Below are 25,431 nucleotides of genomic sequence, written 5' to 3'. Positions count from 1 at the left end.
AGGCGGCGACCCGCTCAGACACCAGCCCGCGGGGTCATCTTGAAGGGGGCGTTCAATCCGGCTTTAACGCACCCTTCACCGGCTGCTTCCGCCTGAGAGAAATAGAAGGGTCGAATTTAAGCAAGGTCACTGCCCAAATCGCCGGCGCAGGAATCCGTGTGCAAGAAACGACTCCACAAGCGATGATTGCTCGTGCACCATCACATCTATGTGGAAGAAACTGAACCGTTGGCTCGACATCGTTGAGTCTAGAGTCTCGCTTTGGCAGATTGGCCAAACGGCAATAGTGTTGTCGAGCGGCGGCTTGACGGGTTGGCTGTCCAGCGGTCTAGCTCGGGTAGAGCAGTATGGCGCCTTTGGCTGGTGGGCTGCCTTCCTTCTTGGCGCCCTGGTAGCCTCTCTAGTGTTACTTTTGTTTGCAGGATTTCGCTACCTTTGGAAGAGAGGTAGCGCACTCGAAGAGTGGTCGAAGCGAACAGATGGAATCGACCCTATGGAGGATGTGTACCGGAAAAAAAGGATCTTCCTAGGCAGCCTGAAAGATCCCGGTAGAAAGAAAGTTTGCGATAAGACGTTTGTCGACTGCGATTTGGTCGGTCCACTGACGATAGCCCTGATGGGGAAAACCAGTGTAAACGGGACACACTTCATAGACTGCGATGTCATTCAAGTTCGCAGTGGTGTGCCTATGTTCACAGCCATTGCCTTGGAAGATGTTACCGTCACACGAGGCCGTATGATCAATTTGACAGTGTTGATCCCTGAGGACCAAGTAGGGACCTTCGAGGCGATGGGTGCTAAGCCGATTGGCAATCTGGGCAGGTCGGCCATGGGGAAAACTGCCTAGGAAAGTGGGATAATCGGACCCAGTTCATCTGCAAGATGCATAGATTTCTCTGAGGACTGCCTCCCAGCGCCTGCTATATGAAATTTTCCGTGCAGAAGCTGGCGAACATCTGTGCAGAAGCTGGCGCGCCGCCACACTGCCAGAGCGCGGAAGGAGAAGCCGACACTGATGCGGAAGCCGCATGGAACGTGACGACCCAGCCAAACGACAGTCGCAGCTCAGGAAAGCAACGTGTCAGGCTGTCGGGCGCACTCGAAAGCTTTCGGAGATAGCGTCCATAATTTTCCGTTCAGAAGCTTGCGCGCCGCCGCACCCAGTCCCACCTCAACCGCTACACGCTTTCTAGGTGCGCGCTGCCGACATGAGTGCTTGGGAGCCGCCGCCGACATGCTGATCGGTCACCGGCGCCACGAACGCCATCTTGCAGGGTGGCTTCAACCGAACTTAAAAGCCCCCACCGACCGGCCGCCCAGGCTCGCTGCACAAAACCGCTCTGCTGCAGGTTTCCGTGTCAAACTCTGCAAGAACCGGTGGCGAGCCACACAACCTCTGCTTTTCCACAGATATTTTCGGAAATAGCCCTTTACAGAACCCCTTGGGGCATACACCATATATAGTAAGGGCTGGCAGAAAAAAACGCCGATCCTTGTACAGGCACCCTTCTCTTGTGGGCTCGTGCTCACTCGGGACAATTGAAGAGGCCGGGCATGTCGCTTTCCGAAGATTTCGTTCACTCGGATGAACTCCACCCAATCGACATCGTCGAGACGCTGGCGGAATTCCGCGACTGGGAATTCGACCGCATCACCGATGACCAGATCGCCATGTCGGTCGAGGGCCAGTGGCGCACCTACTCGATCACCCTCGCCTGGTCCCACTCGGACGAGACGCTGCGGCTGATCTGCACCTTCGAAATGGATCCGCCCGAGGGGCGCATGCCCGAACTTTACGAGACGCTCAACCGCGTCAACGATACGTGCTGGGCGGGGGCCTTCACCTATTGGGCCGAGCAGAAGCTGATGGTTTGGCGCTACGGCCTTGTCCTTGCCGGCGGGCAGATCGCCGGGCCGGAGCAGATCGACCGGCTGATCGGCGTGGCGGTGCACACGGCCGAGCGCTTCTACCCCGCGTTTCAGCTGGTCGCCTGGGCCGATCGCACGCCCGCGGATGCCATGCAGGTGGCGATCGCCGAGGCCTACGGACGGGCCTGAGGGACAAAAAACACCAGGATGGTCAGGCCTGCCCGTCCCCCCGGGGGCGGGCCTTTTCATGGGCATGGCGGGAAACGGGGACCGCGGCCGATGCGCACTGCGGGAGTGCCTGCGCTCGAGGAGCACAGACGTTGTAGCGCCCGCCCCGCATCCACTCATCTGATCGTGTAGCCAGACCAGTTGCTGACGTGAAAAGGGCGCCCTTCCGGACGCCCATCTTCTTTCATGCCCCCAGTCGCGGCAGGCGGCCCTAGAGCCGGACCTGCTTGCGCTTGATCGGTGCCCAGAGCTTCTTGTTGGTCAGGAACAGCAGCACCGACAGGATGCCGAGGAAGATCACCGCGACAAAGCCCGCGTGCTTGCGCTGTTCCAGCTTGGGCTCGGCCGCCCACATCAGGAACGCCGACACGTCCCGTGCCATATGGGCGACGTCGTTGGGCGATCCGTCCTGGAATTCCACCATCCCGTCCGACAGCGGCGGCGGCATCGAGATCCAGCCGCCCGGGAAGGCGTCGTTGCCGTAAAGCGTGACACCCGCCTGCGTCTTCTCGTGGCCGTTGAAGCCGGTCAGCACGGAGTAGATGTATTCCGGCCCGCCGATCCCGTGCAGGAACTGGTTGATGCCCAGCCCGATCGGCCCGTGGAAGCCGGCACGGGCCTTGGCCATCAGGCTCAGGTCCGGGGCCTTGGGATCGACGTGCATGGGGAAGTGGTCCGACGGCTTGCGCGGGCGGTCCTCACCGGTTTCCGGGTCGGTGATCTCGGGCAGGTTGGCGGCATAGGCACGGACCTGCTTTTCCGGCAGTTCCGGGCCACCGGCATCGCCGAGCGTGCGGATCGGCACATAGCGCAGCCCGTGGCAGGCCGAGCAAACCTCGGTATAGACCTGAAGGCCGCGCTGCAGCTGGTTGCGGTCGTAGACGCCGAACGGCCCCTCGAACGAGAAGGACACGTCCTTGATGTGCTGGGCGCCGTGGCCCCCGGCCTCGGCCGGGGCGGCGGTGTCGCCGGTCGTGGCGTCCTCGCCGGCGGCGAGGGCCGCGCCAGCGGTCCAGGACGGCGAGGTCAGAGCTGCCGGACCGGCAAGCGCCAACATCGACAGCGCGGCAGTCAGAGCGATCCTCTTGATGATCATGATCTTGCCCCTCTCATTCCGCCGGCTGGGCCGCATCGGCCGCGTTGGCGTCTTCCGCCGGGTAATGGTGATCGAAATCCTCCTCGATCGTCGAGGGCAGCGGCAGCGGGCGTTCGATCACGCCCAGAAGCGGCAGCAGGATCAGGAAGTAGAAGAACCAGTAGGTCGCGCCGATCAGCGAGATGTAGGGATAGATCCCTTCGGGTGGCATCGCGCCGACCCACATGAGCACGACGAAATCGACCACCAGGATCCAGAACCACCACTTGAAGCTGGGCCGGTACTTGCCCGAGCGCACCGAGGAGGTATCCAGCCAAGGCGCCAGCGCCATCACGAGGATCGAACCGAACATTGCGATCACCCCGAAAAACTTGGCGTCGATAATGCCGAAGCTCAGGAAATGCACCAGCTGCACGACCCAGACGTCCGAGGTGAAGGCGCGCAGGATCGCGTAGAACGGCAGGAAGTACCATTCCGGCACGATATGCGCGGGCGTCGCCAGCGGGTTGGCCTCGGTGTAGTTGTCGGGGTGGCCGAGGTAGTTCGGCATGAAGCCGACGATGGCGAAGAACACCATCAGGATGACCGCCAGCGCGAACAGGTCCTTGATCACGTAATAGGGCCAGAACGGCACGGTGTCGCGGTCGGCCACGGCCTTGCTCTCGCGCCGCACCTCAACCCCGGTGGGGTTGTTGTTGCCGGTGGTGTGGAAGGCCCAGATGTGCACGGCGACAAGGGCCGCGATCACGAACGGCAGAAGGTAGTGCAGCGAGAAGAAGCGGTTCAGCGTCGCGTTCTCGACCGCCGGGCCACCCAGAAGCCAGGTCTGGATGTCGGGTCCGATGCCGGGGATCGCGCCGAAGAGGCCGGTGATCACCGTGGCGCCCCAGAACGACATCTGCCCCCACGGCAGAACGTAGCCCATGAAGGCGGTGCCCATCATCAGTAGGTAGATCAGCATGCCGATGATCCACGTCACCTCGCGCGGAGCTTTGTAGCTGCCGTAGTAGAGGCCGCGGAAGATGTGCATGTAGACCGCGAAGAAGAACAGCGACGCGCCGTTCGCATGCAGGTAGCGCAGCATGTAGCCGCCGTTCACGTCGCGCATGATATGCTCGACCGAGGCAAAAGCCATCTGCGTGTTGTCGGTGTAGTGCATCGCCAGAACCACCCCGGTGGCGATCTGCAGCACCAGACAGAAGGCCAGCACGATGCCCCATATCCACATCCAGTTGAGGTTCTTCGGCGTGGGGATCATCAGCGTGTCATAGACCAGACCGACGATCGGCAGACGCGAATGCAGCCACTTCTCGAACCCCGTCTTCGGCTCGTAATGGTCGTGCGGTATTCCCGACATCTTACTGTCCCTCCCCTTCGCCCTAGCCGAGCCGGATCGTTTTTTCGTCCTCGAACTTCGCGACCGGAATCTCGAGGTTGCGCGGCGCCGGCCCTTTGCGGATGCGTCCCGCGCTGTCGTAATGCGAACCGTGGCAGGGGCAGAACCAGCCACCGAAATCACCCGCGTTGCCCAGCGGCACGCAGCCGAGATGGGTGCACACCCCCATCATCACCAGCCAGGTGCCTTCCTTGTCGAGGGTGCGGTTCTCGTCGGTGGCGGGGGCGTCATGCGCGAGGTTCTCGTTCTCGGCCAGCGGATCGACCAGCTGGTCAAGCTTGACCGACCGCGCAAGCGAGATGTCCTTCTCGTCGCGGTGGCGGATGAAGACGGGCTTGCCGCGCCACTTCACGGTCAGCTGGGTGCCGGTCTCCACCCCCGAAATGTCGACGAGGATCGACGAGAGCGCCTTGACGTCGGCCGAGGGGTTCATCTGGTTGACGAGCGGCCAGACCGCCGCGCCGGTTGCGACAACCCCCGCGGCCCCTGTCGCATAGTACAGGAAATCCCTGCGGCTGCCGCCTTCGTGTTCGATGTTGGACACAGGCTTCCTCCATTCCCCGGGCCTCGCCGGCCCCATACTCACGGAGCCGTGAATTCTGCTACGGCCTTACGGGCGGGTGTTTAGACCTCAAAACCCTCTGCGTCCAGCGGTCAAACCGTCCCACCCCCCGGTCGGCAGGTAGCTGATGCCTGGTTGCCGCGCCCGCCGACCCGTCGTCAGATCACGCAACCTCACGCTGGCGGCATCGTCGCGGCCATGCTCGGCCGCGCCAGAATGCCCGAATACCAAGCCGCGAGCTGATCGCGCCCTTCTCGCCAACCGCGTGCATCGAGCCGGAAGTCGAGATAGCCAAGCGCGCAGCCCACAGCGATCTGGCCCATGTCGAGCGCGCCATGCAGATGGCTCATCCAGCGCGCCTCGATCGCGTCGAGCGCGCGATCGATCTTGGCCCATTGGCCCTCGACCCAGGGGGCGTGGTGCAGCTCGGGCGGGCGGGTGCGCCCCTCGTAGACCATGAGGATCGCGGCATCGAGCATGCCGTCCGCCGTCGCCTCGAGGGTCAGCGTATCCCACAGGCGCGGCGCAGCCGGGTAAAGGCCCGCCCCCGCGCGGTCGTCGAGAAAGCGGCAGATCACGCGGCTGTCATACAGCGTGGGGCCGTCGCCGCGCTCCAGCGCCGGGATCTTGCCCAGCGGGTTCTGGGCGACCGGCATGGTCCCCGGATCGATCGGGGTTCCCGCCGCGGGCACGAGGGTGACGTCGCCCTCCTGCCCGGTCTCCTTGAGCACCACCATGACCTTGCGGACATAAGGCGACGTCGGCGAATGGTAGAGCTTCATCCTGTCCTCCCCGCGGGTCCGGGGTCGGACCCAAGTTGCGCAGTGAGCTTAGGACGCAGGGCACCGGCGGCGCAATGCAAATGGCGGCGAGGCGGGCGCGGCCAGATCTCCGACGCGATTCGCGTTCAGGCGGGATCCGTCGCGCGCATCAGCGCGGCAAGGGTCGCGGCCTCGGGGGAAAGGCCCGCCGCCTCGATCCCGTCCGCCGCGCCAAGGCGCGCCGTCTCGGGCTTGTTCTGACCCAGCTTCCAGGTGCTGTCGATCTGCGCGATCGTCAGTCGGGCGGGCACGATCTGCCGCATCATCCGCTCCATCGCGCCCTCGGTCATCTTGTCCGCGGTCCAGGGCAGCTTGGGCGCCAGATCCGCCTCGAACCGCGCCGACAGCGCATCGAGATGGGCGCGCAGCCCCTCTTGGGGCAAAAGCTCGACCGGGCCGCGCAGGTGCACCGCGACGTAGTTCCACGTCGGCACCTGGTCTTCGGACCCGTACCAATCGGGCGAGACATAGCCCTGCGGCCCGCTGATCGCCAGGACCGCGTCGCGCGCGCCCTCGGCCAGTGCCCGGGCGATCGGGTTGGAGCGGACAAGGTGGAACGCGGCGTGCCGGCCATCCCCGGACAGGACGAAGGGAATGTGCGAGATCAACGGCCCCGCCGCCCCGTTCAGCGCGAGCGTGCCGAACCCCCGGGCGCGGGCGAACAGAAGGTTGAGCTCCTGCGGGGTCTGCCGGAAGGCGGGGTTGGGGTGCATCAGGCTTCCTCGATCGCGGCGGAGGGCGTCAGGTTGAAGGCGGCGGCCAGCAGGGCGCGGGTGTATTCCTCACGCGGGGCGTCGAAGACGGCGTCGCCCTCGCCGGTCTCGATCACATCGCCCGCCCGCATCACCATCACCTTGTGCGACAGCGCGCGCACGACGCGCAGGTCGTGGCTGATGAAGAGGTAGGCCAGGCCGTGGCGCCGCTGGAGGTCGCGCAACAGATCGACGATCTGCACCTGCACCGTCATGTCCAGCGCGCTGGTCGGTTCGTCTAGCACCACGAGGCGCGGCCGCAGGATCATGGCGCGGGCAATGGCGATCCGCTGGCGCTGCCCGCCCGAAAATTCGTGCGGGTAGCGTTCCATCGCGGCGGGGTCGAGGCCGACCTCTGCCATGATCTCCGACACCATCTGGCGACGGTCCTTGCCCGGTGCGGTGCCATGCACGCCCAGCCCCTCGGCGATGATCTGTTCCACCGTCATCCGCGGCGACAGGCTGCCGAACGGATCCTGGAACACGATCTGCATGTCGCGCCGCAGGGGCCGCATCGCCCGCGTCTTCCAGCCCTGGATATCCTTTCCGAGATAGACGATCGGCCCCTCGGACGAGATCAGCCGCATCACCGCCAGCGCCAGCGTCGTCTTGCCCGAGCCGCTTTCGCCGACCACGCCCAGCGTCTCGCCCGCACGGACGGAGATATTGGCCGCGTTCACCGCCTTCACGTGCCCCACGGTGCGGCGCAGGAAACCGCGCTGGATCGGGAACCAGACGCGCAGGCCCTTGGTCGCCACGATCTCCTCGGCGCCGGGCTTGACCGGGCCTGGGCGGCCGGTGGGCTCGGCCGCGAGCAGCTTCTGCGTGTAGGGATGCCGCGGGTTGGCGAAGATCTCGGCCGTGGGCCCCTCCTCCACGATCTCGCCGCCCTGCATGACGCAGACCCGGTCAGCGATGCGCCGCACGATGCCCAGGTCGTGGGTGATGAACAGAAGGCTCATCCCCTCGTCACGTTTCAGATCCGCCAGGAGGTCTAGGATCGTCGCCTGGATCGTCACGTCCAGCGCCGTGGTGGGTTCGTCGGCAATCAGCAGGTCCGGCCCGTTGGCCAGCGCCATGGCGATCATCACCCGCTGCCTCTGCCCGCCCGAGAGCTGGTGCGGATAGGCGCCCAGCCGTTCCTCGGGGTCGCGTATGCCCACCTTGGTCAAGAGCTCGATCACCCGGGCACGGGCCTTGGCGCCCCGCAGCCCCTGGTGCAGGGCGAGACTTTCGGTGATCTGCTTTTCCAGCGTGTGCAACGGGTTGAGCGAGGTCATCGGCTCCTGGAAGATGAAGCTGATGTCATTGCCGCGCACCGCACGCAGCTGCGCCTCCGGCGCGCCGACCATTTCGCGACCCATGTAGGTGACGGAGCCCGAGACCTCGGCCGCCTCGCCCAGAAGCTGCACGGTGGACAGCGCCGTCACCGACTTGCCCGAGCCGCTTTCCCCCACCAGCGCGACGGTCTCGCCGCGGCCCACGGAAAAGCTCACGCCCTTGACCGCCTCGGTGATCTTGCCGTCCTGCCGGAAGCTGACCCTGAGGTCGCGGATATCTAGGACTGGCGCACTCATCTGAAGGTCTTCCTCGGGTCGAAGGCATCGCGAACGCCTTCGAAGATGAAGACGAGAAGCGAGAGCATGATCGCGAAGGTGAAGAAGGCGGAAAAGCCCAGCCACGGCGCCTGGAGGTTCTGTTTCGCCTGCAAGGTCAGCTCGCCCAGCGACGGGGCCGAGGACGGCAGGCCGAAGCCCAGGAAGTCGAGCGTGGCGAGGGTGGAAATCGCGCCGGTGATGATGAAGGGCAGGAAGGTCAGCGTCGCCACCATGGCATTGGGCAGCACGTGACGCACCATGATGACGCCGTTCTTGACCCCCAGCGCCCGGGCCGCGCGAACGTATTCGAAGTTGCGCGCGCGCAGGAACTCCGCCCGGACGACATGGACAAGCGCGGTCCAGCCGAAGAGGACGGCCAGCCCCACCAGAAGCCAGAAGTTCATGCGCCAGATCGCCGCGACGATGATGATGACGTAAAGCATCGGCGTCGATCCCCAGATCTCGATCACCCGCTGGAAGATCAGGTCGATCCAGCCGCCGAAATAGCCCTGTACCGCCCCCGCCGCGATGCCCAGAAGCGAGGTGAAGAGCGTCACCACAAGGGCGAACGCCACCGACATGCGGAAGCCGTAGATCACCCGGGCCAGCACGTCGCGCGCGGTGTCGTCGGTGCCCAGCCAGTGCTTGGCATCGGGCGCCGAGGGGGCGGCGCCGTCGACGTTGTTGATCGTGTTGTAGCTGTAGGGAATGGGGGGCCAGAGGATCCAGCCCCTGTTCGCCTTCTGCCCGTCATAGGCCCCGGTCTTCGCGACCTCGGCCATCACCTTCTCGGGTTCGTCGAAACATGGATCGAGACCGCCCGTCTTGATCAGGCATTTCACCGCCGGATCGCGGTAATCGGCCTCGGTCTTGAACTCTCCCCCGAATTCCGTCTCGGGGTAGAAATGGAAGATCGGGGTGTAGACCTCGCCCCGGTACTTGACCAGCAGCGGGTGATCGTTGGCGATGAACTCGGCGAACAGCGACAGGCCGAACAGCACGACGAAGATCACGAAGGACCAGAAGGCCCGCCGGTTCGAGCGGAAGTTGCGCCAGCGGCGGCGGTTAAGCGCGGAAACGGCCATCCGGTCAGGTCTCCCGCGTCTCGAAGTCGATCCGGGGATCGACCCAGACATACATCAGGTCGGAAATCAGCCCCATCACCAGGCCGATCAGGCCGAAGACGAAGAGCGTGCCGAAGATCACCGGGTAATCGCGCGACACCGCGGCCTCGTAACCAAGGCGGCCGAGGCCATCGAGGGAAAAGATCGTCTCGATGATCACCGACCCGCCGAAGAACACGCTGACGAAGACCGCTGGAAAGCCCGCGATCACGATCAGCATCGCGTTGCGGAAGACGTGGCCGTAAAGCACCTTCCGCTCGGTCAGGCCCTTGGCGCGGGCGGTCATCACGTAGTGCTTCTTGATCTCCTCGAGGAAGGAGTTCTTCGTCAGCAGCGTCAGCGTGGCAAAGCTGGAGATGGTCGAGGCGATCACCGGAAGGGTGATGTGCCAGAAATAATCGAGGATCCTGTGGATCCAGTCCATCTGGTCCCAGTTGTCCGACACCAGCCCCTTGAGCGGAAAGAGCCGCCAGTAGCTGCCGCCGGCGAACAGCACCAGAAGCAGGATCGCGAACAGGAACCCGGGGATCGCATAGCCCACGATGATCGCTCCGCTCGTCCAGGTATCGAAGCGCGAGCCGTCCTTCACCGCCTTGCGGATGCCCAGCGGGATCGACACGAGATAGGCGATCAGCGTCGACCACAGCCCCAGCGACAACGACACCGGGATCTTCTCAAGCACCAGGTGCACCACGGAAACCGACTGGAAATAGCTCTTGCCGAAATTGAAGTGGAGGTAGTTCCACATCATGTCGAGAAAGCGTTCCAGCGGCGGCTTGTCGAAGCCGAACTGCTTTTCCAGTTGCTTGATGAACTCGGGCGGCAGGCCGCGGGCGCCGAGGTACTTGGAATTGTCCCCCTGCGCCTGGCTTTGCATCTGGCCGGCGTCGCCGCCGCCCGCGATGTTCTGGAACACGTCGCCCTGTCCCTGCACCTTGGCGATGATCTGTTCGATCGGGCCGCCGGGCACGAACTGGGTCAGCGTGAAGTTGATCACCATGATCCCCACCAGAGTCGGGATCATCAGCAACAGCCTGCGCAGAATGTAGGCGCCCATGCTCTCCTGCCGTCTTTGTCGTTCGCGGGCGGCACTAGAAGCGCACGCCCTCCGCCTTCAGCTTGGCGGCTTTGTCCTTGTCATACCACCACAGGTCCAGCTCTCCCAGCGCGTAGGGCGGCAGGGTCTTGGGGTGGTCGAAGATGTCGTAATAGGCCACGAGGTAATGCGCGTTGTACCATTGCGGGATCCAGAAGTGCAGCGACCGGAGCGCCCGGTCCAGCGCATGCACGGCTGTGTCGAGATCGCCTTGGCTGTCCGCCGCCTCGACATCGCCGATCAGCTTGTCGACACCGGGATTCTCCAACCCCATCTTGTTGAATTCCCCCGCATCCGCGCTTTTCGAGCCGAAGAACTGTTCCAGCCCCGAACCGGGAATCAGCGACATCGGGAATTGCGCGGTGATGACGTCGAAATCATGCGTGCGCTCGCGGTCGGTCATCTGGGCGTTGTCGACCCGGGTGTTGACCGCGTCGACACCCAGTCGGCGCAGGTTCTCGACCAGGGGGTTGATGACGCGATCAAAGCTGGGGCTGTCGTTCAGGAACTCGACCCGCAGCTTTTCGCCTTGCGCGTTCTCGCGCATCCCGTCCGGGCCGACCTTCCACCCCGCCGCATCCAGCAGCTTCGACGCGCGGCGCAGGTTGCGGCGGTCAAGCTGACGTTCACCCGAGGGCTCGGGCATTGCCGCCTCGTCGGTCAGGATATCGCCAGGGAAGTCCTTCGCCACCGGTTTCAGCAGCGCCTGTTCGGCTGGCGAAGGCTTGCCCTTCGCCGCGAGGTCCGAGTTCTGCCAGAACGAGGTGAGCCTGTCGTAGACCCCGTAGAACAGCGTCTTGTTCGACCATTCGAAGTTGAACATCAGCGCGATCGCCTCGCGCACACGGATATCCTGAAACCTCGGCTTGCGCAGGTTGAAGATGAAGCTCTGGCTGGTGGCAAGATTGCCGTTGGGCAGCTCGACCTTCTTCACATTGCCCTTCTGCACCCCCGGGAAGTTGTAGCCGGTCGCCCAGAGCTTCGACGACGCCTCCGACCGGAAGGTGTAGGTGCCGCCCTTGAAGCCCTCGAAAGCGGCGTTGTAGTCGGCGTAATACTCCAGCCGGATCTTGTCGAAGTTCCAGCGACCGACGTTCAGCGGCTGTTTCCAGCCCCAGTAGTCCGGGTTGCGCTTGTAGACGATCTCCTGCCCCGTGTTCATGTGATCGAGAACATAGGGGCCCGAGCCCACGAACGGCTTCAGGCTGCTTTCCTCCAGGCTGCGCTTGTCGCGCACGAACTCCGCCTTCTCGAAGATCGGCAGGCCGCCGACGGTGGCGGGCAGGTCGCGGGTCGGCACGCCCGTCTTGAAGGTGAACTTGACCTTCAGCTTGCCCAGGACCTCGGCACTTTCCACCTGCCGCTGCAGCACGGCGCGCAGGCTGGGAAGGCCATGATCGCGGAACTGCTCGTAGGAGAATTTCACATCCTCGGCAGTCATCGGCGTGCCGTCCGAGAAGGTCACGTCGGGCCGGAGGGTGAAGATCACCCAGGCCCGATCCTTGGGATATTCAAGCGTCTTGCAGATCAGGCAGTAGGACGCCCCGACCTCGTCATCGGTGCCGACCATCAGGGATTCGTAGAAGATCGACGACAATCCCGCGGCACGGCCCTGCACGGTATAGGGGTTCATGTTGTCGAACCCGCCGAACTGCCATTCCGAGATCTCGCCCCCCTTCGGCGCGTCCGGGTTGACGTAGTCAAGATGCTTGAACCCTTCGGGGTACTTAAGCTTGCCGAAGGTCGAGATGCCGTACGAGGTGATCACATCCCCCCGCTCCGCCTTCGCCCCCTCCTGCGACCCCGCTGCCGCGGCCGGTGCGGCGGAGGATGCAGGCGTCTCCGCCGTCTGCGCCATGGCGGGCGCTGCAAGCAGGGCGCAGGCGATCACCGCCAGAACCCGGGCAGCGGGGGCAGCGGCGCGCCCCAGATGCGGTAAGGCGGGATCGGCGGCAAGGGTGGATCGCATGAAAGGCTCCGGTCTCGGGGCTCCCGGCGCGGGGGACGGGGCGTCAGGGTTCAAGACAGGCTATTGCCCATGCCGGAAACTGCAAGGCGCAAATCCGTCACCGGCCCGGCACCGCGCATGCACCCCGCTCCGCGGGTCTCACCGGAACGGAAACGGCCCCAGGGGGGCGGCCGGTCCGAGCCCGGAGATGGGGCGCAGGTTACTTCTGGGTGGCCAGGAAGGCGATCACGTCGGCGCGGTCCGCCACCTTCGAAAGCCCGGCAAAGCCCATCTTGGTGCCCGGCGCGTATTTCTTGGGATTCTCGATGAACTGCTGGATACGATCCGGGGTCCATTCCCCGCCCAGCCCCTTCAGCGCATCGCTGTAGCTGAAATCGGAGACCGAGGCGACCTGACGCCCGACGACGCCGTTCAGATGCGGCCCCACCGCGTTGTTGCCGTCGATCTTGTGACAGGCCTTGCACTTGCTGAAGATCTTCTCGCCCTTGGCCGGATCCGCCTTGGCGAAAAGCTCGTCGAAGGTGGGGCCCGCATCCTTGGCAGCGGCGGGTTTCTCCTCGCCGGTGTCGATCGTGTAGGCCTGCTTGTCGCCGGTGGCATAGTTCACGCCATCGGTGTAGATCCCCCCCGCGGCCCAGTTGATCAGAAGGAACACCAGGAGCGCACCGCACAGCGCCCCGAAAATCTTCGTGAAGGTCATGATGCAACGTGTCCCGTTTATCGGAATTTGAGGTATGTATCCGCTTCCAAGTCGCGTTTTCAAGTTTTAGTTACCGCGACCGAGTGCCCCGGGGGGCGGGCAAGGGATAGAGACGAGAGGTGAAGATGAGCGGCAGAATTTCCTTCCAGGGCGAGCTTGGGGCCTATTCCCACCAGGCTTGCCGCGAGGCGCATCCCGATATGGAGCCCGTGCCCTGCGCCACCTTCGAAGACGCCGTGGAGCTGTGCCGCAAGGGCGATGTCGACCTTGCCATGCTGCCGGTCGAGAACACCACCTACGGGCGGGTCGCCGACATCCACCGCCTGCTGCCCGAATCCGGGCTGCACATCATCGGCGAAGCCTTCGTTCGGGTGCACATCAACCTTCTCGGCGTGCCCGGCACCCGGCTGGAAGAGGTCGAGCGCGCCCACAGCCACCTCGTGCTGCTGCCGCAATGCGCAACCTTCCTGCGCAGCCACGGGATCCAGGGCAAGGTGAGTTCCGACAACGCCCGCGCCGCGCGCGAGGTGGCCGAACGCGGCGAAAAGGCGGATGCGGCGCTGGCCTCGGAACTGGCGGCAGAGGTCTACGGCCTCGACGTGCTGGCGCGGCACATCGAGGATCACGCCCACAACACCACGCGCTTCCTCGTCATGGCGCGCGCGCCCGACCTGAAGCGCCGTGGCGACAGCGGCATGATGACCACCTTCGTGTTCCGCGTGCGCAACATTCCCGCCGCGCTCTACAAGGCGATGGGCGGCTTCGCGACCAACGGCGTCAACATGACCAAGCTCGAAAGCTACATGGTCGACGGCAACTTCACCGCGACCCAGTTCTACGCCGATATCGAGGGCCATCCCGACGACCGCAACGTCCAGCTCGCGCTGGAGGAGTTGCGGTATTTCACCAGCCAGATGAAGCTTCTGGGCACCTACCCCGCAGACCCCAAGCGCCACGAGATGGCGCGCTGAGCCACCACCGGCCAGGGGCCAAAACTCTTCCTCAAGAGTTTTGCCAAGAGTTTTAGATAAAACTCTTGGGCCGCGGGCCGCTCAGGCGGCGCCGCGGCGGTAGCGGTGCTCGATCTCGCGGGCCTGGTCGCGGATGCGGGTGCGGAACTTGTCCTGCGTCTTGGCCTTCGCGAGGCGCAGTGACTGCAGCATGATCCGTGCCGGAAGGCTCAGCGGCTGCACGTCGAGCTTGACCACCACGCGGGTCCGCCGGGGGGAGAGGTCGACCAGATCCAGCGACAGTTCCCCCGACAGGTTCTTCGATTCGCCATCGAACATCAGCCGCCCGGGGACTTCGTAGCCCTGTAGCGTCACCTCCATCCGGCGCCGCTTGCCGCGCATGGTGAACAGCGTGCGCCAGGCCATCCCGGGCCCCGGTTCAGACAGCCGGTCGGTGCGCACCACCTCGATCCCCCGGCGCAGGGCGGCCCGCTCGAACCCGTCGAAATCGGAAAGCTGGTCGAAGACGAAGCCGATCGGCGCCTCGATATCTTCCCGCGTCGAAAACTGCATGCAAGAGCCCCTCTGCCACGCCCGTCTGACCCGCCCGCCTGATCAGGCGCGCCAATCTGGGATCAATCCAGCCGGTCCGCAAGCCAGTTGGACAGAAGGAAATGGGCGATCGCGCCCTTTCGGGCCGGTTTGATGCGCGGATGCAACCCCGCCATCGCCTGCAACGCCTCCTCCCGCGGGAGCCACAGCGCATCCTCGATCTCGGCGGGATCTATGGTGATCTCGCGGCTCAGCGCCTCACCCCGGCAACCGATCATCAGCGAGGCGGGGAAGGGCCAGGGCTGGCTGGCAAGGTATCCCACGCGGCCAACCTCGACGCCGGCCTCCTCGTAGACCTCGCGGCGCACCGCGGCCTCCAGCGTCTCGCCCGGTTCGACAAAGCCGGCGAGCAGGGAATACATCCCCTCGGGCCAGCCGGGCGAACGACCAAGCAGGACCGAATTTCCATGCGTGATCAGCATGATGACGACCGGGTCGGTGCGCGGAAAATGGGGCGCGCCACAGGCCGGGCACTGGCGCTGCCAGCCGGCCGACGACACGTCGCTTTTCGCACCGCAGCGGGCGCAGAACCCGTGGCTCGCATGCCAGGCGAAGAGCGCACGCGCCATCGCGGCCAGCTCGGCATCGCGCGGGGTCAGCCGGGTCATCGCGGCGCGCAGCTCGGTGAAGGCATGATCGTCGGGCAGCGCCGGGTGTCGCTGTTCGCTCTGGTCGAGGAAGCCGCCGAGCGCGGTTTCGTCCAGCCCCTCGGGCAGCCAGGCCGACAAGTCGAGCGCGAAGACCGGGCCGTTCTCGTCGAGGCCGAGGAAGATCCGCAGCGCATCCTCTGCCGCGGAGGCTAGCGCCGGGTGATCCGGCGCCAGCCGCGTCAGCGCATCGCCCGCCAGAAGCGGCTTCATCCGCCAGAACGGCAGCACCCGGGCCGCCGGATCCGCGGCGAGCCGGGCCTCTTCACCGGCATCGCCGCGCAGATGCGCCGCCCGGTCCAACCCCGATCCGCCGAACGTCACCTCTTCCGCGATCCGCATTCCCTGCCCTCCGTTTGCGCCTTTCCTGCCATGCCCGCGGGGAAGGTGCAAATGGCGCACGACGCCACCAGCGCCATGGCCGCAACCGGCAAGGCTATGGCGTGACGCATACAACCTAGAGATGTCGAAATGTGATTGGAATCCCGGTACGGGTTTTGGCAGGCTCAGAACTTCACGCTAAGGTCGCGCCGACGTCATGGCACCTCGCCTGCCCGAGTGCGACATGAGAACAGGGACCGACCATGACACCGAAATACACCAGTCGCATGTCTCGCCGGGGCTTCCTCGCGGGCACGGCCGCAGGAGCAGGCTTGATCGCACTACACCCCTATTCCGCCCGCGCGGCGACCAATCAGGCGCACCTTCGGATCATGGAGACGACGGATATCCACGTCCACGTCTATCCCTACGATTATTATGCTGACAAACCCTCGGACACCGTGGGACTTGCCCGCACCGCCACGCTGATCGACGGCGTGCGCGCAGAGGCGACGAACACCATGCTGGTCGACAACGGCGACTTCCTGCAGGGTAACCCGCTGGGCGATTACATGGCCTACGAGAAGGGCATGAAGGAGGGCGACGTCCACCCGGTGATCGCCGCCATGAACGCGCTGGGGGTCGAGGTTTCGACCCTTGGCAACCACGAGTTCAACTATGGCCTGAGTTTCCTTGAGAAATCGCTGGCGGGGGCGAAATTCCCGGTCGTCTCGGCCAACGTCGTGAAGACCGAGGGGGCGGACCCCACCAAGGACAAGACCCTGATCCCGCCCTACGTGATTCTGAAGAAGGAGATCACCGACGGCTCGGGCGAGAAGCACACGATCAACATCGGCTTCATCGGGGCGGTGCCGCCGCAGATCATGCTGTGGGACCGCCACAACCTCGAAGGCAAGGTGAAGACGCGCGACATCGTCTCGACCATGGCCGCCTACATCCCCGAGATGAAGGAGAAGGGCGCCGACATCATCATCGCGCTGTCGCATTCGGGCATCGACAGCGCCGACCACGTGGAAGGGGCCGAGAACGCCTCGGTCCCGCTGGGCCGGGTCGAGGGGATCGACGCGATCATGACCGGGCACCAGCACCTCGTCTTCCCCTCGCCGACCTTCGCCAACATGAAGGAGGTCGATATCAAGGCCGGCACCCTTGGCGGCAAGCCCGCTGTGATGGGCGGGTTCTGGGGCTCTCACATGGGCCTCATCGACCTGATGCTGGAACGTGACGGCAACCAGTGGAAGGTTCTGTCGGCCGAGACCGAGGCGCGGCCGATCTACCTGCGCGGCGAAGATCGCAAGGTGACGCCGACGGTGGCGTCGGAGCAATACATCCTCGACGCGGTGAAGCCCGAGCACGAGGCGACGCTGGCCTAGATCCGCCGGCCCGTGGGCAAGACATCGGCACCGCTGCAAAGCTATTTCGCGCTGGTGGCCGACGATCCGTCCGTCCAGATCGTGTCGATCGCGCAGGTCTGGTACATGAAGCAGATGCTGAAGGGCGGGAAGTATGCCGACCTGCCCTTGCTGTCGGCGGCGGCTCCGTTCAAGGCGGGCGGACGCGGGGGGCCCGGCTATTACACCGACGTGCCGGCGGGGAACGTGGCGATCAAGAACGTGTCCGACCTCTATCTTTACCCCAACACGGTGCGCGCGGTGAAGGCGACCGGCGCCGAGGTGAAGGACTGGCTGGAACGCTCGGCCGGCATGTTCAACCAGATCACGCCGGGCAAGGCCGACCAGGTGCTGCTGAACCCCAAGTTCCCAAGCTACAATTTCGACGTGATCGACGGGGTGACCTACCAGATCGACCTGTCGCAGCCCTCGAAGTTCGACAACGACGGCAAGGTGGTGAACCCGGACGCCAACCGCATCGTCGACCTGCAATACCAGGGCAAGCCGATCGACCCGGCGCAGGAATTCGTGATCGCCACGAACAACTACCGCGCCTCGGGCGGCGGCAACTTCCCCGGCACCGGCGAGAAGGCGGTGATCTTCGAGGCACCCGACACCAACCGCGACGTGATCGTGCGCTATATCCACGAGGAAGGCACGATCAACCCGACCGCCGACGACAACTGGCGCTTCAAGCCGCTGCCGGGGACCTCGGTCCTGTTCGACACCGGTCCGAAGGCGAAGCAGTACATCAAGGACGTGCGCGACGTGGACATCGTGCCGGACGGTGACGGGCCGGACGGCTTCGCCCGTTTCAAGATCAAGCTGTGAGGACGACGCCGCGCCGGGCCCGGCCGGGGTGCGGCGCGGCGCGGCGATGCAGGCTGCGTATTTGGGGAACAATGAAAGGGAAAGGGGGGCGCCGTCCCCCTTGCATGCCGGAAGGGCGGGGAGGACGGGTTGCGAATCCGTTCCGTCCCCCCTATATCACCCCTCGAGAGGTTGGCGCGGGCGAGCGCCTCGCCAACCCGGTCAGGTCCGGAAGGAAGCAGCCGTAACGAGCCCCGCTTGGGTCGTTGTCCAGCCTCTCACCTTATCCCCCGCAATGTTCTGTCATAGCCCGCCCTGTCGGGTCGCTTGGGCGCATTGCGCCGGGGGAACACGGTTTCGGCCATAGCCAGTCTCGCCGCATGTCGTACATCGCCACGCCCGGAAACCTCCCCGGTCCGACGCCTTATCGCGCGACCACCGGCATCTGCCCAGTGATCGGCGCCAGGTCCAAAATCGCATGCACAGGAAGCAGACCACCAGCACGAGCCCGACCACCCCCAGGGCCGCAAATTGAAAGGCGCCCGCGTCGGAAGACGCAGGCGCCGGATGCTTGGTGACGGAAATCCAGTGCGGCGCGATCTCCTTGCTCACGGACACTCCTCATCGGGGTCGGGGCAAGTCTGTTCTCGCACCCCGCCGGTGGATCAGACCACGCGTTCGACCATCATGCGCTTGATCTCTGCGATCGACTTGGCCGGGTTCAGGCCCTTCGGGCAGGTCTTGGTGCAGTTCATGATCGTGTGGCAGCGATACAGCTTGAACGGATCCTCCAGATCATCCAGACGCTCGCCCGTCGCCTCGTCGCGGCTGTCGACGATCCAGCGGTAGGCGTGCAGCAGCGCGGCCGGGCCGAGGTAGCGGTCGGAGTTCCACCAGTAGCTCGGGCAGGCGGTGGAGCACGAGGCGCACATCACGCATTCGTAGAGGCCGTCAAGCTTCTTGCGGTCCTCGATCGACTGGCGCCATTCCTTCTGCGGCTCGTTCGTCTTGGTCTCGAGCCAGGGCATGATCGACGCGTGCTGGGCGTAGAAATGCGTCAGATCCGGGATCAGATCCTTGACCACCGGCATGTGCGGCAGCGGGTAGATCTTCACCTCGCCCTGGATCTCGTCTAGGCCGTAGATGCAGGCCAGGTGGTTGCCGCCGTCGATGTTCATCGCGCAGGAACCACAGATCCCCTCGCGGCACGACCGGCGGAAGGTCAGCGTCGGGTCGATCTCGTTCTTGATCTTGATCAGCGCGTCGAGGACCATCGGGCCGCACTTGTCCATGTCGACGAAATAGGTGTCGACGCGGGGGTTTTCGCCATCATCGGGCGACCAGCGGTAGATCACGAACTTGCGGACGTTGGTCGCGCCTTCGGGCTTCGGCCAGGTCTTGCCGGTGCGGATGCGCGAATTCTTGGGAAGTGTCAGCTGGACCATGGATCATCCCTTCCAATCGGGGCGGTCGTACAGGGGCGTGGATGGCGCATGGCCGGTCTTCTGCACGACACAGGTTTCGTAGACGGCGCTCGGGTCGCGGCCCTGGACGAAGTCGGACGAGATGTTCACCTCGCCCTGCCAGGCCATGCCGTGCGATCCGCGCCCGAGGGCGATGTAGCCGCGCGGGTGGGCGGCGAGGCGGGCGCGCTCGGTGCACATCCGCTGCGCCTCGGCGGGCGAGACGGGGCCACAGGCCGACAGGCCCGAGGTCAGCCCCGCCAGCGCCAGTGCCGCGTATCCACCCGCGCGGGTCACGTCAGTAGACCCGCTTCTTCGGCGCGATCCGCTTGAGCTCGATCCCGCCGTCGGTTTCCGACGTCAGCGGATCGGTATGCACGGGGCGATAGGTCAGATCGACCTTGCTGCCGTGGACCCGCATGATCGAGTGCTTGCGCCATTCGTCGTCGTGACGGTCGGGGTAATCCTCGTGGGCATGCGCTCCGCGGCTTTCCTTGCGCGCCTCGGCGCCGACGATGGTCGCCAGGGCGTTCGGCATCAGGTTCGTCAGCTCGAGCGTTTCCATCAGGTCCGAGTTCCAGACCAGCGAGCGGTCGGAGACCGAGATGTCGTCCATCTTGCCGGCGATCGCCTCGACCTTCTTGACGCCTTCGGCCAGCGTCTTGTCGGTGCGGAACACCGCGGCGTCGGCCTGCATCGTCTTCTGCAGGTCAAGCCGCAGTTCGGCGGTCGAGATGTTGCCCTTGGCGTAGCGCAGCCCGTCGAAGCGCCCCAGCGCCTTGTCGATGCTGGCCTGGTTCGGCTTGGCGATGCCGGCCTCGCGGTCGACGACCTGACCCGCCTTGATAGCGGCGGCGCGGCCGAACACCACAAGGTCGATCAGCGAGTTGGAGCCAAGGCGGTTCGCGCCGTGGACCGAGGCACAGCCCGCCTCGCCCACCGCCATCAGGCCCGGCGTCACCGCGTCGGGGTTCTCGGCGGTCGGGTTCAGCACTTCGCCCCAGTAGTTCGTGGGGATGCCGCCCATGTTGTAGTGCACGGTCGGCAGCACCGGGATCGGCTCCTTCGTCACGTCGACGCCGGCAAAGATCTTGGCCGATTCCGAGATGCCGGGCAGACGCTCGGCCAGGGTTTCCGCCGGGATGTGCGACAGGTTCAGGTGGATGTGGTCGCCTTCCGACCCCACGCCCCGGCCTTCGCGGATCTCCATCGTCATGCAGCGCGAAACGACGTCGCGCGAGGCGAGGTCCTTGTAGGTCGGCGCGTAGCGTTCCATGAACCGCTCGCCTTCCGAGTTGGTGAGGTACCCGCCCTCGCCGCGCGCGCCTTCTGTGATCAGGCAGCCCGAACCGTAGATGCCGGTCGGGTGGAACTGCACGAATTCCATATCCTGCAGCGCCAGCCCCGCGCGCGCCACCATGCCGCCGCCGTCGCCGGTGCAAGTGTGGGCCGAGGTGGCCGAGAAATAAGCCCGGCCGTAGCCGCCGGTCGCCAGAACCGTCATCTTCGCGTTGAAGATGTGGATCGTCCCGTCGTCGAGCTTCCACGCCACGACGCCCTGGCACACGCCGTCTTCCGACATGATCAGGTCGATCGCGAAGTATTCGATGTAGAACTCGGCCTTCTGCTTCAGCGACTGGCCGTAGAGCGTGTGCAGAATGGCGTGGCCGGTGCGGTCGGCCGCGGCGCAGGTGCGCTGCACGGGCGGGCCTTCGCCGAACTCGGTGGTGTGGCCGCCGAACGGACGCTGGTAGATCTTGCCCTGCTCGGTGCGCGAGAAGGGCACGCCGTAGTGCTCCAGCTCATAGACCGCCTGCGGGGCGTGACGCACGAGGTATTCCATCGCATCGTTGTCGCCCAGCCAGTCCGACCCCTTCACGGTGTCGTACATGTGCCACTGCCAGTTGTCGGGGCCCATGTTGCTGAGCGAGGCGGCGATGCCGCCCTGGGCGGCCACGGTGTGCGACCGGGTCGGGAAGACCTTGGTCACGCAGGCCGTGCGCAGCCCCTGCTCGGCCATGCCCAGCGTCGCGCGCAGACCGGCGCCGCCGGCGCCCACCACCACGACGTCATAGTCGTGAACTTCGTATTCGTAAGATGCCATTGTTCTTCAGGCCCCTTCACATCGCCAGTTTCGCCAGGGCCCAGAGGCCGGTCGCGGTGACCACGTAGGCCACGGAATAGGCCAGCATGATCAGCCCGCGCCGCCAGGAACCCTGGGTGTAATCCTCGATCATCAGCTGCGCGCCCTTGGCGAAGTGCTGCATCGAGACGAACAGCACGAGGCCGGTCAGGATCGCCACGAACGGGTTGCCGAAGGTGGCCTTGACCGTCGCGTGATCATGCCCTAGCGCATGGCCGAAGATGTAGAGGAACGTCGGGATCAGGAAGGCGAGCGCGACGGCGCTGACCGACATGTACCAGTGGTGTTCGGTCCCGGTGCCCGAGGCGCCCTTGCGCTCGGCGCGCTTACGGTCGGTGAGGTAACGCATCCGGCCCTCCCTCAGAATTGGATGATGATGAGCGTCAGCACGGTCAGCACGACCGAGCCGATGATGATGACCCAGCCAAGCTTTTCGGCGGTCTCGATGTCCAGCCCGTGGCCGGCATCGTAATAGAGGTGCCGCAGCCCCGCGAGGTAGTGGTACCAGATGCCCAGCAGCGAGAGGGTGAAGATCAGGTCGCCAAGCCACGAGGTCAGCCACCAGTTCGCCACGGCGAAGTAATCCGGCCCCACGGCCGCGGCCAAAAGCCACCAGACGCCAAGGATGAACGACCCGATCAGCGCGTTGCCGGTGATCCGCGTCAGGATCGACGACACCGAGGTCATCTGGAACCGGTAGTACTGACCAAGCATGAAGGGTGAAATCGGCCGTTCGATCGGCTTTGGGTCTGCCATGTGGGGTCTCTCCTGATGTGCAGCCCCGCGCCGCGCTCATGGCGCGGGCAGGCCATCCTCGGGGCTGAGCAATAGCGATTTTTTCGGGCGAGTCACGTCTTGTCGCGCCTTTTTGACGCAGATTCAGGCTGCAAGCGCAGAAAAATCCGTTTTGTGATCACACTTTCGGAGTTAGTGATCACACTTGCAGGGGCACACGGGCAACCCCGGATTCGTCGCCCCCCGGCGCGCGCCAGCCCCGTCGGATCATGCCCTTGATCAGGCTGGCGGGGTTCACGGAAAGCTCGAGCATCCTGATCTCGCGCACGATACCCTGCGGTATTGCCCGCCGGCCAAGATAGAGCGCGAACCCGCCCTCCGTCGCGTCGAAGACCGCGATGCGCTGGACCAGCCCACCCTGACTCCGACGTGACCGTTGCTAGCGCGGCATCAGCGCCCAGTAGTCGAGGTCGAGCAGCACCTCGGGGGCATATTTGCCGTCGGCCGCGCGCAGAACAAAGGGCTGGCCGCCATCGCGCACTGCCACCAGCCGCAGCCGGATCGCCCCGACCGAGGGGACAGCGGTCTCGGCCTTGTCCAGCACCTCGGACCAGGCGCGCACCGTATCCCCCGCGAAGCAGGGGTTGGCATGGGCACCGCCGTTCAGCCCCACGATCATCTGCGCATTGGCCAGCCCGTTGAAGCTGAGCGCCCGAGCCATGGAGATGACGTGGCCACCGTAGATCAGCCGCTTGCCGTCCTCGCGGTTGGTGGCGTCGAAATGCACCTTGGCGGTGTTCTGCCAAAGGCGGGTGGCCAGCATGTGCTCGGCCTCCTCGATCGTGACGCCGTCGACATGGTCGATCGCCTCGCCGATCTCGTAGTCACCCCACAAGTGCGGCTCGCCCGCCGCGACGACGTCGTAATGGTCGAAATGCAACCCCTCGGGGATCACCAGGTCGCGAGGTGTCACCGCGGCGGCCAGTTTCGGCACGATCGGATCGGGCCCCTCGGGTGAGGGCGCGCGACGCCGTACCATCACCCAGCGGACATATTCCAGCACCGGGCGGCCGTTCTGGTTGGTGCCCGTGGTGCGCACCCAGATCACACCCGACTTGCCGTTCGAATTCTGCTTGAGGCCGATCACTTCCGATTCGGCGCTCAGCGTATCCCCGGGCCAGACCGGCGCCAGCCAGCGCCCCTGGGCATAGCCAAGGTTCGCCACCGCGTTGACGCTGATGTCGGGCACCGACTTGCCGAAAACGAGGTGGAACGCCGCCAGATCGTCGACCGGCGACGCGCGCAGCCCCGAGGCCCGGGCGAATTCATCCGAGGAATAGAGTGCGCCCCGGGCGGGATAGAGCGCATGGTAAAGCGCCCTCTCCCCGCCCGAAACGGTTCGGGGCACCGCGTGGCGAATGACCTCGCCCAGGCTGTAATCCTCGAAGAAACGGCCCGGGCTGGTCTTCATCACATCTCTCCCAGCTTGATGTCAGGGGTGTACTCGCCAGGGGCCTCCTTCACCACGGCCTGGCCGCAGCGCATGACGCCATGCGCCTCGTCCCAGGCGTAGGTCGGGGCGCCGTGAAGCTCCCACCCGTTGTTCAGTGCAGCCGTCACCTTGTGGCAGAAGGCCGAGGTGTCGTCTTCGGAAAGGAACCGGTACAGCCTCATCCGTAGATCGTGCCCACATTGGGGGTCAGGCCGAACATCACGTGGATCGCGACGATGATCGCGTACATGACGATGGCGATGATCACGAGAAAGATGTCACGCTTCATCGCACCGGCGGTCGGCCGCGCCCAGGGACCGGCGGCATTGATCACGGCCATCTCGACGATCGCCCAAAGGCCCATGCCGCCGAACAGCACCAGCGAGGCCGGGTCGTTGTGCACGAAGAGGTGGGCGACGGACCACAGGATCACGCCCCAGAGCATCGGGTGCCGGATCTTCGTCCACAGCACGCCCTTGGACATGCCCGCGCCAAAGACGATCACGGCGATCAGCATCAGAAGGTTGTTGATATGGCCGTTGCCCGGGATCGTGACGAGGTTCTGTTCGGCCGGAACGGCCCGGAACCCGATCACCATCAGGACCAGGGCCACGACCAGCACGACGGCGGCAATGCCGCGCCCTGCAGGGCCCATTCCCGCGCGCGCACCCGGCGCCAGGCGCTTGAAAAGATGTGCGGCCCACCACAGGACCACCCCAAGTACCAGCATTGCCATCGCGCGTCTCCTATTCCTGCTAGCCTGCCATCGCGGAAATCGCCTCGATCCGGCCGAGGGTCTGCCGCGCGGTCACGATATGCAGGTTTTCAACGATCTTTCCATCCACCACGGCCACGCCCTGCCCTTTCGCCTGCGCCGCGTCGAAGGCGGCGATCTGGCGGCGGGCCAGCTCGGCCTCCGCCTCGGAGGGGGCAAAGGCGCGGTTCGCGATCTCCAGTTGCGCGGGGTGGATCAGGGTCTTGCCGTCGAACCCCATGTCGCGCCCCTGCGCGCATTCCGCCGCCAGGCCCTCGTCATCCTTGAAGGCGTTGTAGACCCCGTCGACGCAGACGATCCCCTCGGCCCGGGCGGCCATCAGGCTCGTCTGAAGGGCATGCATCAGCGGCAGGCGGTCGGGGCGGAAGCGCATGCCCAGATCCTTGGCAAGGTCGTTGGTGCCCATCACGAACCCCTCCATCCGCGGATGCCCCGCGATGGCCGCGGCATTGAGAATGCCTCGCGGGCTTTCGATCATCGCCCAGAGCGCGACACCCGGGATCTCGCGCGCGACGGCCTCGACATCCGCGGCAGAGCCCACCTTGGGAATCAGCACGGCGTCGATCTTCGCCTCGCGGAAGGCCGCCACGTCATCGCGCCCCCAGGGCGTGTCGAACCCGTTGATCCGCACGATCCGCGCCCGGCGGCCGTAATCCGCCTCGTCCAGGGTCCGCGCCAAAAGCGCCCGGGCGTTGGCCTTTTCCTCGACCGCGACGGCATCCTCGAGGTCAAAGATGATCGCGTCGGCCGCGAGCCCCGTGGCCTTTTCCAGCGCCCGCTCCTTCGAGCCGGGAATGTAGAGCACCGAGCGCCAGGGACGGGACCGCGGATCCATGATTCTTCCTCCTCGCAACAATCTT

At 65.1% G+C, this 25,431-nt stretch carries 24 protein-coding genes, 1 other RNA gene and 1 pseudogene; 5 read left to right on the top strand and 21 right to left on the bottom strand.

The window, feature by feature from the left end; translation table 11 throughout:
• The first annotated feature begins 208 nt into the window (after positions 1-208).
• Positions 209-847, top strand: coding sequence for a hypothetical protein (locus tag CVV76_RS24735; protein ID WP_146010326.1), 639 nt, complete (start codon positions 209-211; stop codon positions 845-847).
• Positions 848-1,554: 707 nt separating this feature from the next.
• On the top strand, positions 1,555-2,058 hold the full coding sequence (locus CVV76_RS17495) for a type III secretion system chaperone family protein (RefSeq protein WP_102225961.1): 504 nt from the start codon (positions 1,555-1,557) through the stop codon (positions 2,056-2,058).
• Positions 2,059-2,308: 250 nt separating this feature from the next.
• On the opposite strand, the gene CVV76_RS17490 is transcribed toward CVV76_RS17495, so the two are convergent.
• The 10 genes from CVV76_RS17490 to CVV76_RS17445 form a co-directional block, all read right to left on the bottom strand.
• Positions 2,309-3,193, bottom strand: coding sequence for a cytochrome c1 (locus CVV76_RS17490; protein ID WP_269844496.1), 885 nt, complete (start codon positions 3,191-3,193; stop codon positions 2,309-2,311).
• A 13-nt stretch (positions 3,194-3,206) separates the two neighbouring features.
• Positions 3,207-4,550: a cytochrome b gene (petB, locus tag CVV76_RS17485; protein ID WP_102225960.1), complete on the bottom strand. Its 1,344-nt coding sequence runs from the start codon at positions 4,548-4,550 to the stop codon at positions 3,207-3,209.
• 22 nt (positions 4,551-4,572) lie between these two features.
• Positions 4,573-5,169: a ubiquinol-cytochrome c reductase iron-sulfur subunit gene (petA, locus tag CVV76_RS17480; protein ID WP_102225959.1), complete on the bottom strand. Its 597-nt coding sequence runs from the start codon at positions 5,167-5,169 to the stop codon at positions 4,573-4,575.
• Positions 5,170-5,324: 155 nt separating this feature from the next.
• Positions 5,325-5,933, bottom strand: coding sequence for a glutathione S-transferase (locus CVV76_RS17475; protein WP_102225958.1), 609 nt, complete (start codon positions 5,931-5,933; stop codon positions 5,325-5,327).
• A gap of 125 nt (positions 5,934-6,058) precedes the next feature.
• On the bottom strand, positions 6,059-6,685 hold the full coding sequence (locus tag CVV76_RS17470; RefSeq protein WP_102225957.1) for an FMN-binding negative transcriptional regulator: 627 nt from the start codon (positions 6,683-6,685) through the stop codon (positions 6,059-6,061).
• The gene (locus CVV76_RS17465) at positions 6,685-8,301 is read right to left on the bottom strand and encodes an ABC transporter ATP-binding protein (RefSeq protein ID WP_102225956.1); all 1,617 of its coding nucleotides are present in this window, start codon (positions 8,299-8,301) and stop codon (positions 6,685-6,687) included. Before CVV76_RS17465 ends, CVV76_RS17470 begins: the two co-directional genes overlap by 1 nt.
• Complete coding sequence (locus tag CVV76_RS17460) at positions 8,298-9,407, bottom strand: ABC transporter permease (RefSeq protein WP_102225955.1); 1,110 nt, start codon at positions 9,405-9,407, stop codon at positions 8,298-8,300. The genes CVV76_RS17465 and CVV76_RS17460 overlap by 4 nt, the downstream gene beginning before the upstream one ends.
• 4 nt (positions 9,408-9,411) lie before the next feature.
• Entirely contained in the window at positions 9,412-10,503 is a 1,092-nt protein-coding gene (locus CVV76_RS17455; protein WP_102225954.1) for a microcin C ABC transporter permease YejB, read from the bottom strand.
• A gap of 34 nt (positions 10,504-10,537) precedes the next feature.
• Complete coding sequence (locus CVV76_RS17450; protein WP_102225978.1) at positions 10,538-12,400, bottom strand: extracellular solute-binding protein; 1,863 nt, start codon at positions 12,398-12,400, stop codon at positions 10,538-10,540.
• A 310-nt stretch (positions 12,401-12,710) separates the two neighbouring features.
• Positions 12,711-13,211 carry a c-type cytochrome gene (locus CVV76_RS17445; protein ID WP_102225953.1) on the bottom strand — a complete coding sequence of 167 codons (501 nt, stop codon included), beginning with the start codon at positions 13,209-13,211 and terminating at the stop codon, positions 12,711-12,713.
• Positions 13,212-13,336: 125 nt separating this feature from the next.
• On the opposite strand from CVV76_RS17445, the gene CVV76_RS17440 reads away from it, so the two are divergent.
• A complete protein-coding gene (locus CVV76_RS17440; protein ID WP_102225952.1) occupies positions 13,337-14,182 on the top strand; it encodes a prephenate dehydratase in 846 nt (281 codons plus the stop codon).
• 81 nt (positions 14,183-14,263) lie between these two features.
• On the opposite strand, the gene CVV76_RS17435 is transcribed toward CVV76_RS17440, so the two are convergent.
• Positions 14,264-14,734 (bottom strand): SRPBCC family protein, encoded by a 471-nt coding sequence (locus CVV76_RS17435; RefSeq protein ID WP_102225951.1) that lies wholly within the window; start codon positions 14,732-14,734, stop codon positions 14,264-14,266.
• A 62-nt stretch (positions 14,735-14,796) separates the two neighbouring features.
• The gene (gene nudC, locus CVV76_RS17430; protein ID WP_102225950.1) at positions 14,797-15,762 is read right to left on the bottom strand and encodes an NAD(+) diphosphatase; all 966 of its coding nucleotides are present in this window, start codon (positions 15,760-15,762) and stop codon (positions 14,797-14,799) included.
• 242 nt (positions 15,763-16,004) lie between these two features.
• Between nudC and CVV76_RS17425 the strand changes: the two are divergent.
• Positions 16,005-17,984 (top strand): annotated as a pseudogene (locus CVV76_RS17425) (bifunctional 2',3'-cyclic-nucleotide 2'-phosphodiesterase/3'-nucleotidase).
• A gap of 165 nt (positions 17,985-18,149) precedes the next feature.
• Positions 18,150-18,246: signal recognition particle sRNA small type (ffs, locus tag CVV76_RS17420), an RNA gene on the top strand.
• 382 nt (positions 18,247-18,628) lie between these two features.
• Here the strand turns inward: ffs and CVV76_RS17415 are convergent.
• From CVV76_RS17415 to CVV76_RS17375, 9 genes are all read right to left on the bottom strand, one after another.
• A complete protein-coding gene (locus tag CVV76_RS17415; protein ID WP_102225949.1) occupies positions 18,629-19,408 on the bottom strand; it encodes a succinate dehydrogenase iron-sulfur subunit in 780 nt (259 codons plus the stop codon).
• Between the two features lie 3 nt (positions 19,409-19,411).
• Positions 19,412-19,723, bottom strand: coding sequence for a hypothetical protein (locus CVV76_RS17410; protein WP_233193000.1), 312 nt, complete (start codon positions 19,721-19,723; stop codon positions 19,412-19,414).
• Between the two features lies 1 nt (position 19,724).
• Positions 19,725-21,530 carry a succinate dehydrogenase flavoprotein subunit gene (gene sdhA, locus CVV76_RS17405; RefSeq protein WP_102225948.1) on the bottom strand — a complete coding sequence of 602 codons (1,806 nt, stop codon included), beginning with the start codon at positions 21,528-21,530 and terminating at the stop codon, positions 19,725-19,727.
• A gap of 16 nt (positions 21,531-21,546) precedes the next feature.
• The gene (gene sdhD / locus CVV76_RS17400) at positions 21,547-21,918 is read right to left on the bottom strand and encodes a succinate dehydrogenase, hydrophobic membrane anchor protein (RefSeq protein ID WP_102225947.1); all 372 of its coding nucleotides are present in this window, start codon (positions 21,916-21,918) and stop codon (positions 21,547-21,549) included.
• Positions 21,919-21,929: 11 nt separating this feature from the next.
• A complete protein-coding gene (sdhC, locus tag CVV76_RS17395; RefSeq protein ID WP_102225946.1) occupies positions 21,930-22,325 on the bottom strand; it encodes a succinate dehydrogenase, cytochrome b556 subunit in 396 nt (131 codons plus the stop codon).
• A 418-nt stretch (positions 22,326-22,743) separates the two neighbouring features.
• Positions 22,744-23,775, bottom strand: coding sequence for a MaoC family dehydratase (locus CVV76_RS17390; RefSeq protein ID WP_102225945.1), 1,032 nt, complete (start codon positions 23,773-23,775; stop codon positions 22,744-22,746).
• Positions 23,775-23,978 carry a DUF1737 domain-containing protein gene (locus CVV76_RS17385; RefSeq protein WP_102225944.1) on the bottom strand — a complete coding sequence of 68 codons (204 nt, stop codon included), beginning with the start codon at positions 23,976-23,978 and terminating at the stop codon, positions 23,775-23,777. Before CVV76_RS17385 ends, CVV76_RS17390 begins: the two co-directional genes overlap by 1 nt.
• Positions 23,975-24,532: an NnrU family protein gene (locus CVV76_RS17380; RefSeq protein WP_102225943.1), complete on the bottom strand. Its 558-nt coding sequence runs from the start codon at positions 24,530-24,532 to the stop codon at positions 23,975-23,977. Before CVV76_RS17380 ends, CVV76_RS17385 begins: the two co-directional genes overlap by 4 nt.
• A gap of 19 nt (positions 24,533-24,551) precedes the next feature.
• Positions 24,552-25,406 carry an HpcH/HpaI aldolase/citrate lyase family protein gene (locus tag CVV76_RS17375; protein WP_102225942.1) on the bottom strand — a complete coding sequence of 285 codons (855 nt, stop codon included), beginning with the start codon at positions 25,404-25,406 and terminating at the stop codon, positions 24,552-24,554.
• Positions 25,407-25,431 lie beyond the last annotated feature (25 nt).

This window comes from Acidimangrovimonas sediminis, from assembly GCF_002871005.1.
In the GTDB taxonomy this organism is placed as follows: Bacteria; Pseudomonadota; Alphaproteobacteria; order Rhodobacterales; family Rhodobacteraceae; genus Acidimangrovimonas; species Acidimangrovimonas sediminis.
This window is presented reverse-complemented; position numbering and strand designations above follow the sequence as displayed.